The sequence below is a fragment of the Pseudomonas sp. KSR10 genome, assembly GCF_022355455.1.
GTDB lineage: Bacteria > Pseudomonadota > Gammaproteobacteria > Pseudomonadales > Pseudomonadaceae > Stutzerimonas > Stutzerimonas stutzeri_E.
Map to the genome: position 1 here is coordinate 139183 of NZ_JAKOEN010000019.1, position 8015 is coordinate 147197.

Annotated in this window: 11 protein-coding genes; 8 read left to right on the top strand and 3 right to left on the bottom strand. The window is 53.6% G+C overall.

Translation table 11 applies throughout. The annotated features are described in order from the left end of the window. The first annotated feature begins 195 nt into the window (after positions 1-195). From MCB86_RS09545 to MCB86_RS09565, 5 genes are all read left to right on the top strand, one after another. On the top strand, positions 196-1467 hold the full coding sequence (locus tag MCB86_RS09545) for a polysaccharide biosynthesis C-terminal domain-containing protein (RefSeq protein WP_239610722.1): 1272 nt from the start codon (positions 196-198) through the stop codon (positions 1465-1467). Next, a complete protein-coding gene (locus MCB86_RS09550; protein WP_239610723.1) occupies positions 1464-2702 on the top strand; it encodes a polysaccharide pyruvyl transferase family protein in 1239 nt (412 codons plus the stop codon). The genes MCB86_RS09545 and MCB86_RS09550 overlap by 4 nt, the downstream gene beginning before the upstream one ends. 692 nt (positions 2703-3394) lie before the next feature. Next, on the top strand, positions 3395-3673 hold the full coding sequence (locus MCB86_RS09555) for a type II toxin-antitoxin system RelE/ParE family toxin (RefSeq protein ID WP_048328779.1): 279 nt from the start codon (positions 3395-3397) through the stop codon (positions 3671-3673). Beyond that, positions 3673-3960, top strand: a complete 288-nt coding sequence (locus MCB86_RS09560) for a HigA family addiction module antitoxin (protein ID WP_181120321.1) — start codon at positions 3673-3675, stop codon at positions 3958-3960. Before MCB86_RS09555 ends, MCB86_RS09560 begins: the two co-directional genes overlap by 1 nt. Before the next feature lie 11 nt (positions 3961-3971). Further along, positions 3972-4235, top strand: a complete 264-nt coding sequence (locus tag MCB86_RS09565; protein WP_239610724.1) for a type II toxin-antitoxin system Phd/YefM family antitoxin — start codon at positions 3972-3974, stop codon at positions 4233-4235. Between the two features lie 32 nt (positions 4236-4267). Here MCB86_RS09565 and MCB86_RS09570 read toward each other — a convergent pair whose 3' ends face one another. The 3 genes from MCB86_RS09570 to MCB86_RS09580 all read right to left on the bottom strand — a co-directional run bounded on the left by MCB86_RS09570 (position 4268) and on the right by MCB86_RS09580 (position 6892). Further along, a complete protein-coding gene (locus MCB86_RS09570; protein ID WP_239610725.1) occupies positions 4268-5836 on the bottom strand; it encodes an endonuclease NucS domain-containing protein in 1569 nt (522 codons plus the stop codon). A gap of 162 nt (positions 5837-5998) precedes the next feature. Next, entirely contained in the window at positions 5999-6556 is a 558-nt protein-coding gene (locus MCB86_RS09575) for a hypothetical protein (RefSeq protein WP_239610726.1), read from the bottom strand. 57 nt (positions 6557-6613) lie between these two features. Then, complete coding sequence (locus tag MCB86_RS09580) at positions 6614-6892, bottom strand: hypothetical protein (protein ID WP_045665584.1); 279 nt, start codon at positions 6890-6892, stop codon at positions 6614-6616. Between the two features lie 140 nt (positions 6893-7032). Here MCB86_RS09580 and MCB86_RS09585 point away from each other — a divergent pair, with 140 nt between their 5' ends. Genes MCB86_RS09585 through MCB86_RS09595 form a run of 3 tightly spaced genes read left to right on the top strand, consistent with a single transcriptional unit; the run spans position 7033 to position 7937 of the window. After that, on the top strand, positions 7033-7311 hold the full coding sequence (locus MCB86_RS09585) for a helix-turn-helix domain-containing protein (protein ID WP_023443840.1): 279 nt from the start codon (positions 7033-7035) through the stop codon (positions 7309-7311). Next, entirely contained in the window at positions 7304-7555 is a 252-nt protein-coding gene (locus tag MCB86_RS09590) for a hypothetical protein (RefSeq protein ID WP_239610727.1), read from the top strand. Before MCB86_RS09585 ends, MCB86_RS09590 begins: the two co-directional genes overlap by 8 nt. Beyond that, complete coding sequence (locus tag MCB86_RS09595) at positions 7548-7937, top strand: hypothetical protein (RefSeq protein ID WP_239610728.1); 390 nt, start codon at positions 7548-7550, stop codon at positions 7935-7937. Before MCB86_RS09590 ends, MCB86_RS09595 begins: the two co-directional genes overlap by 8 nt. Positions 7938-8015 lie beyond the last annotated feature (78 nt).

Sequence of the window (8015 nt, forward strand, 5' to 3'; positions counted from 1 at the left end):
TTCAAGGAACTTTCAGCCGTAGCGAGGCTCTTGATGGAGTCTCCAGTTCAGCCCATCGTTGAGCTGCAGGCGCAACCGTACAGCGCAACGATCGGTGCAGGCGGAGAGTTCTGTTCCGAACCTCGGCTCGCCCGGCATCGCCATTCGGATACGCCAGACATGGCTTAGTCGTTTTTGCGACCGCAGGAGCATTGAATGAAAGCGGCATATGCAACGGACGCCCCACAGCCAGGAATGAAAGCCGACCTTCTCAAATATGCCAGGCTTATCGTCACCAAAGGCAGCGGGGCTGGCGCTACGCTTGGCTTGAACATCCTGCTGGCGCGACTGCTCGTCCCCGAGTTGGCCGGTACGGTGTTTTTCTGCGTGGCGCTGGGCATCTTCCTGTCGCTGATAGCCCGGATAGGGCTGGATATCGCATGCCTGAAGAATATTTCCTCGCTGAGCGATGGCCAGCAGCGCCGTTACTTCCATCGCGCACTGGGTCTTGCCGCGTTGATGAACGTACCGGCCTTCCTGATCGGCCTGGTCGTGGTGTATTTCTCCAAAACCACCCAAGCATATTTCGCCCATGCAGCGGTCCTCTTTGCCGTCACCGCGCTCGGTCTGTCACTGCTGAGCATCGCCAGCGAAACACTGAAAGCCAAGCATAGAACCAGCGAGGGGTTGTTCTGGCAGACCGCATTCCAGCCGGCCCTGACATTGTTGCTGGTATCGGTCAGCGGTAACGACCTGACCACCGTGGCGGGCTGCTTCGTCATCAGCTACGGCCTGGCCATCTTCGGTTCTATATGGCGCGCCAACGCCAGTCTGCCCGCTTCAACCTCAGAGCGCGCACTCGGCTGGCGGGAGATGCTCACACTCTGCGTTCCGCTGATGCTCATCGCCGTGATGAACAGCGTCATCGAACTCTCCGATACGCTGCTGCTCGGTGTGCTGCGCTCGGCAGGCGAAGTCAGCATCTACTACATCGCTGCGAAGATCGCCGCCCTTTCGACCACCCTGTTGTTCATTATCAACGGCACCATCGGGCCTGACATTTCCAGACGCTGGGCCCGGCACGACCGTGCTGGCGCCTTTGCCATGGTCAGGAAATACTCGCGCTTCATGCTGGCACTGGCGCTAATGATCCTGCTCGCTATCGGCCTGCTGCGCGAATACATCCTCGCCGTCTTCGGCGCCGAATACCGTGAACAGGGTGTCTACCCCCTGCTGGTGCTGGCCATCGGTTACTTCTTCGTATTGGCCGCCGGGCCCCTGGGCATTTTCATGACCATGACGGGCAATCACCGCCGCTATTTACACAACAACATAGCGGCGTGCGTGATCAACCTCGCGCTCAACCTCATCCTGATTCCGCGCTATGGCGTCAATGGCGCCTGCTTCGCCACGGCCGTGGCGCTGGCACTGAAAAACGCCCTGCTCTACCTGCAATTCAAACAAATCGAAAGGAGTCCGACGCCATGACTGACCGGGTTAACGTAATCGCTTACGGAGCCTATGACCGGCACAACTATGGCGACCTGCTCTTTGCAATCGTCCTCAAACGCTACCTGGAGGCCGACGGCCGCTTCAACGTGCTGGTCGCGGCAACCAAGAAGTCGGACCTGTCCGGCTATGGCGCACTGCCGACCGTCCCGCTGAAAAAAGCCCTGGAGGCCACGCGCCAGCAGCCCAAGACCATGCTCATCGTCGCTGGTGGCGAATGCCTGACGGCGCAATGGGAAAGCATCATCGGCTATCTCGCGCCGCAAGCGATTTACTACCCGATCAAGGCTAGCCCCTACCTGATCGGCCACAAGGCATTCATTCGCCTGAGCCGAATGTTCACCTCGATTCCATCGGACATCCCGCTGGTCCTGGGCGAACGCGACCTGCCCGGCTACAAGGTGATGTACAACAGCGTGGGCGGTAACGAGATCAGCCGCAAAAAACCGCTGATCCACGAGTCAATCAAGCGCAACCTCAACGACTGCACCTACATATCGGTTCGCGACCGCGAAACGTCCGCCGAGCTGGACAAGCTCGGGGTCCAACATAATCTGGTGCCCGACAGCGCGATCTTGATTTCGGATATTTTTCAGCAGCAGGTCGACCCGGCCGAGCCCGGCCATATCGTGTTTCACATTTCCGACCACCATGCCAAGCGCCGCATCGAGGCGATCGCCCAGCAATTGACCGAACTCAACGTCAACACCGGCCTGAAGATCGCCCTGCTGACCATCGGCAAGGCGCCCGGCCACTCCGACGACGGTCCACTGGACAAGCTGCACAGCCTCCTGGGTGACGAGCGCGCCTACCGCGTCGATAGCGGCAAGATCGACGACATCATCCGCTGCATCGCTACCAGCAAGCTCTATTGTGGCACCAGCCTGCATGGCGCCATCACTGCCTTGGCCTTCGCCGTGCCGCAGATCGCACTGCTTCCGCAGCGAGTGGTCAAGTTGTCGAGCTTCCTCGAAACCTGGGTACCCAAGCAGTCATGCGGGTTCGCCGAGGTCCCACAGATCAGCCAGATCGGCACCAACCTGATCAATTCATTCGGCGAAAGCCAACGGGCCGAGCTAAGCACTGTGGTCGAAGCCATGAAAGGCCGGGTACGCGCCAATTTAGACCATATGATTACGCTGTATGAACAAGCACCGGCACGTGGCGAGTCGTCGATGGCTCAGACCAAGGCGGAAGCCGTAGCAGCCAACTGAGCGAACAGCGAACCGACAAACGAAAAGGCCCGCAGCAATGCGGGCCTTTTCGTGGATCTGTGGTGCCGGTGAGAGGAGTCGAACCCCCGACCTTCGCATTACGAAAGATCAGCACCTGTCATCGCAAAAGCTGGAAGCCAGCAAAATCGGGACTTTGGTGGCAGCCTCGTTGTCGTAAAAACCGGCATAGGAGAGAAAAGCGCTCCAATTGGGACACCTCCCGTTAGCCCCTAATCAGGTAAGCGCCTGGCGGCACGTGGTACTGGAGTCGATGACAATCCCCAGGAGGTGGCTGCTGCCCAGCTGGCCGGTCGGGATACCAGACCCTGCATTCTCCAGGCGGGGGCATATGCCCTGCTGGGACGCCATATCCACCGCGCTCGTGAGAGCCATGGCCCTCGTAGGCGTAGCCCACACACCCCGACGACAACACGGCCAGCAAGCCAAGCCCGGCTAGCCGGGAAATCCTTTGTAATTCAGCCACGTGAGTCTCCAACCATATTGGTGCGCCGTAGACATTCAAGTTTAGTCTTTGTTCGACAAGGCAAACGTGCTGACAAGAGCAGTTCCGGTAGGTGAATCAGAAGCCTGCCCATACATTCTAGGGCCGTGCTATTTGGCTAAAGCCATGCACGGGGACCGGCTAACACCATAACGTTGTTGCGTGTTGCGCAACATGCTAGGCTCAGCAAATGATCAAAACGTTCCAGCACAAAGGGCTTCGCAAGCTCTTCGAAACGGGCAGCACGGCCGGCGTACAGCCAGCCCATGCCAAGCGGCTAAGGATGCAACTGGCGGCCCTGGATACGGCTATGACGATAGACGACATGGATATCCCCGGCTTCCGGCTGCACCCGCTCAAGGGCGAAATGCGGGGGCGCTGGTCGATCATGGTGAACGGCAACTGGCGGCTGACGTTCGAGTTTCGCGACGGAAACGCTTATGTCCTGGACTATGAGGATTACCACTGATGAATATGCACAACCCTCCCCATCCTGGTGAGTTCATCACCGATATATACCTGGAGCCGAACGGCATCAGCGGCCGCGAGCTGGCGGAAAAGCTCGGCGTTGCGCCCTCCACCCTGAGCCGCGTCTTGAAGGGCACTAGTCGCGTCACGCCGGAAATGGCTCTGCGTCTGTCCGTAGCGCTTGGCCGCTCACCTGAAAGCTGGCTCGCCATGCAGGATGCCTACGATCTGTGGGTTGCCCGGCAACATGTGGATCTGCAGCATGTTGGCAAACTGGCTTTTGCCTGAAAGGCTTGAAAATGGCATTTGAGGTACTGGCGGATGTTGCGGCATCAACAAACAACCTGAAAAGAAACCCGATGCGGTTTATCCGCGAAGGTGCTGGCGAAGCGGTGGTCATCCCCCATCGAAATAGGCCAGCCTTTTATGCCGTTCCACCCGCGCTGTACGAAGCGCTGCTGGTGGCCGTCGATGATGCCCACCTCGCCGAGATTGCGCGTGCACGACGTGATGAGCGCGCTGTACGGCTAGATATCGATGAACTCATCGCGCTCGGAAAATAAATCCGCCCCCCTTTTTCCTCTCTCTTCTCTCATCAAAAGAAAGGGCCTATTCGAGTGGAAAAGTAGCTGTCAGTTATCTCATCAGAGAGCACATCATTTATCTCTATCCACGAAACCAAATCTTTAAGCTGCTCCTCATCAAACAAAACCTTCTTACCCCGAAATTTTGGATTTGATCCACCAGTTAATTCACCTCCTTTCTTTTTACGCTCATAAACCACCTTAGGCGATAAGCCGAGATCCAGCATGATCCCCATATTCATATCTTTCACAGCATGAAAATGCTGATAAAAGATAGCATTTGCAATAGAACCATCGAAGTATTTAACACCTATCTCTTTAGCATCAAGCTTAGGACTTCCATGCACGCAGATTTTACCATAGAAGAACTCCAGCTCTTCCTCGGACTGCGTCTCTATTATACAAATAAACTTTGGCAGGTAGGCCGCATCCTGAAATTTCTTGTAAAGCGAAATAGTCTCTATAATATTTTCAGGATTAAAAATAGCCAAGTGCATAATCGAATCACTCGGTTTTGTTTTGAAAAACTCTACAACATCCCTAATAAAATAACGCCAAGCATCATTATTATAAAGACATTTAGTATATCTACTTAACAACTCATTTAGGTAGGACCGATTTGTCACCTTACAGTTTGCACTAAACCATGTATAAGACCCCCCTGAGAAGCCACAAACATCGTTTACAATTTGCTCATCTTTGAGACGCATATCCCGTTGAAAAGAACCATAACGTTCAATGTGCTCTATTTTCCACGCGCCGCTTTGCAAATAACCTTTTATCTTTTCCGGATGGCCTATTTCTAGCTCCTCTGCTTCTACAAAAATGCTATCAGTCGCCGCATCAGCAAACTCGTCTAGCACGTCCTCGTCATCACTATAATCTTCTGTTACCTCACAAATTTCCTCATATCTCTCAATATTATGCTTTCTTAAAATTTCTTTATAAAACTCTAAACTTTCCTGCTGCTGAGCAAAATAAAATCCGTATCCTTCCACATCAAGCTCGGGATAGCTATAGATGAAGCTCAGAATAACAAAGTTATTTATCCCTCTATCCATAATTTTCTGAGCGTAAATCTTGGCAGCCACATCTCTCTTTTCCTTGCCATGATAAGTCTGTATCCAATGCCTTGGAACAATATTCCTTCCCACACCCGGCCCGACCAACTTAACTTCTTCAATCTGTTTAGGCAGTCCGCTTCCATCCACCTGAGCTAGGTAACCTGAAGCATTATAATTTGTACTCCAAGTAAATTCAGAAAACGGAACTAATAGCTCTCTCCAGTCTGTAGAAATCACGACCAGCCGTATCTCACTATCCTTGATAGACATATTTTGCTTTAAAAGAGCCATATACTTAAAAAGCTCTGTGATAGCATCACGCTCAGCCTGCTTGGATATCTTTACTTCTATTACAACAAGATTACCCAGCCTGTCCTTAGCCAAAATATCTACAAACCCACTGGTACCCAGTCTATTTTTTAGATAAAACTCTTCCTTGATTAATTCCAACCCGTCCTCTACCAAATCCAACACTTTAGCTAGATTACTTCTTACTGCCGCTTCATTAAAATACATAGATCACCAGGTTGCTTTCCTTTGCAAATCTTAAAAAGGCCTCATATATCCAAAGATAATGCTTTAGCCTCGCCACTCATCATTGAAAAACACAAAGCAGCCGTCACTATCAATCGATAAAATAATCTCTCCAACCGCAATAGCTAAATATCGCACCATCACTTATAGATCATCGACACCAGCGAGCGGCACGATAATTCCGCGATCATTGAATGCAGCGACATACTCACACTCAATCTCGGCCCCTAACTTATCAAAGTATTGAAGCTTGCAGCCCCGGTAGATTATGTGCCCCTGTTTCTTTGCGGGGTTAGCTCTTCGCAGCAGAATGAAAACACCTTGATCATCCTCAAACCCACGAACAGATTCAGGCTCTAGCCCTAGATGGGCACAGGCCTGTCTGAAGCCAATCGCTCTTTCTTTATTGGTGAAGTGAATTACGTCGAGATAGATTTCGGCGTCAGCATCGAGTGTGCTGATCTTGGTTACGGTCAGAGGAGGAAAACCTGGAAATTGCTCCAGGTTTGATGGCTCTTTGAGCCGGTATTCGGTGCTGTAGGTGCCAATGAAGACAGGCACCTCGTCTACCAGCTCGCCCTCAGGCACTAGCACTTTGTAGATATAGGGGAACGTTACGTTAGTCTTCGGGCATGTGTAGCGGTCATCCGTATTTGACCTGCGCAGATGCTCGAAGCTTGCCATGTCGATGATGTTTCCCATGCCCTTCTCCTTGGAATCATGTCTTTCGGCTGAACCATCGCCAGGCCGCTTCGGCTGTTATTTGCTGCCCGCGTTTTGTCCTTCCAACTTTAGGTCCGCTTCGGCGTAGGCCGGACTGATTTGCCCTCGGCTTAAGTCAATTTCGCCCGTGCGCAGCCAAAGACTGTATTGCTGATAAGCGCCAGCGATGGCGTCCAGCTCGTTGGTGCGCACCTGCGCATCTCGGTTATAGCGAATTGTCTTGAGCCTTTCCGGCTTCAATCCAGTCGCTTCAGCAACCACGCGATGACCCAGCATATGCACTAAGGCTCTAACGCGGTCTTGGGTTAATTCCATTCGTTCTTACCACTGCTAGGTAAAATATTTACCGTCGCGGATCATAGGTATATATTTTGCCCAGGCGGTAAATATTTTACCTTCCGCCTGAAACACCCGATAACCACAGTTTATGAACATTTCAAAGGCAGGGATAGGCGATGACTACGCATCTGAACGAACCACCCTTCGACGTGAGCTTTGATCTGGACGGCAAACGAGTGATCTATCTCGATTGCCGTAATGCCCTCATGTGTAGCAAGGAGGTCTACGCGGCGATGCTTGGCGTCAGCGTCGATACCGTAATTGCCTGGATGCAGAGCGGCACCATCCCCAGCGTAAAAATGGGCCGGCCTCGTGTGGTCAACCTAGCCCAGATTCGTACCGATCTGGCAAAGGGCAAAACCATCTTCGCCCAGGGGGACTACACCGATGAGTAAGCCGAACGACCAAACCGGCAGCAACGTTGTGCCCCTGGGCGCGGCCATCAGCAACCTGTGCAGCATCGTGACCTTCGCCTCGGCCAGCGGCATTCCGGTGGAGGAAGTCACTGAGTGGGTAGAGAACGGCACGCTCCCCAGCGTCACCTTCTCGGACTTCCGCATGGTGAACGTGGGCAAGCTGCGGGCCGACCTGCTGAGCGGAAAGGAGAGCTTCGCCGCAGGAGATTACAGCCATGACTAGCCAGCATGTCGTTGTGGATGCCTCCACCGCCCAGGATTACATCGGCCAGACCGTTCTCGTTGAGCTGCACTGGGACGATGAGCCGGAATCCTTCTGGTACTGCCTGCATATCGTCGGCGTGATGCTGCCCGTTAAAGGCGTGTATGAGCATGGCTGCTTCATGACCCTGGAGCTGAACACCCAGGATGAATTTCCCAACGAAGTGTTCTTCTCGAACATTCGCACGATCAGGGTGATGCGGCACCGCGACCGGCATGGTTCCGGCAACGTACTGGGCCGTATCGCCCTCCCCAGCTCTGCAAGGTCAAGGGCCGCGCTCCCGGCTCGTCGGAACAGCTTCACCGTTCCGTCGAACGGAAGCACGGGCGCAGCGCACCCTTGACCCTGCACGATCATGAACAGCCTATCGCTCGGAGTGTGGGGTAGCTTCTCCACCCCACGCTCCCGAGCCCTCGGCGGC

What these genes read in the sequence shown, in the direction of transcription:
- MCB86_RS09545 (WP_239610722.1), top strand. Translation starts at nt 196, where the DNA reads ATGAAAGCGGCATATGCAACGGACGCCCCACAGCCAGGAATGAAAGCC.
- MCB86_RS09550 (WP_239610723.1), top strand. Translation starts at nt 1,464, where the DNA reads ATGACTGACCGGGTTAACGTAATCGCTTACGGAGCCTATGACCGGCAC.
- MCB86_RS09555 (WP_048328779.1), top strand. Translation starts at nt 3,395, where the DNA reads ATGATCAAAACGTTCCAGCACAAAGGGCTTCGCAAGCTCTTCGAAACG.
- MCB86_RS09560 (WP_181120321.1), top strand. Translation starts at nt 3,673, where the DNA reads ATGAATATGCACAACCCTCCCCATCCTGGTGAGTTCATCACCGATATA.
- MCB86_RS09565 (WP_239610724.1), top strand. Translation starts at nt 3,972, where the DNA reads ATGGCATTTGAGGTACTGGCGGATGTTGCGGCATCAACAAACAACCTG.
- MCB86_RS09570 (WP_239610725.1), bottom strand. Translation starts at nt 5,836, where the DNA reads ATGTATTTTAATGAAGCGGCAGTAAGAAGTAATCTAGCTAAAGTGTTG.
- MCB86_RS09575 (WP_239610726.1), bottom strand. Translation starts at nt 6,556, where the DNA reads ATGGGAAACATCATCGACATGGCAAGCTTCGAGCATCTGCGCAGGTCA.
- MCB86_RS09580 (WP_045665584.1), bottom strand. Translation starts at nt 6,892, where the DNA reads ATGGAATTAACCCAAGACCGCGTTAGAGCCTTAGTGCATATGCTGGGT.
- MCB86_RS09585 (WP_023443840.1), top strand. Translation starts at nt 7,033, where the DNA reads ATGACTACGCATCTGAACGAACCACCCTTCGACGTGAGCTTTGATCTG.
- MCB86_RS09590 (WP_239610727.1), top strand. Translation starts at nt 7,304, where the DNA reads ATGAGTAAGCCGAACGACCAAACCGGCAGCAACGTTGTGCCCCTGGGC.
- MCB86_RS09595 (WP_239610728.1), top strand. Translation starts at nt 7,548, where the DNA reads ATGACTAGCCAGCATGTCGTTGTGGATGCCTCCACCGCCCAGGATTAC.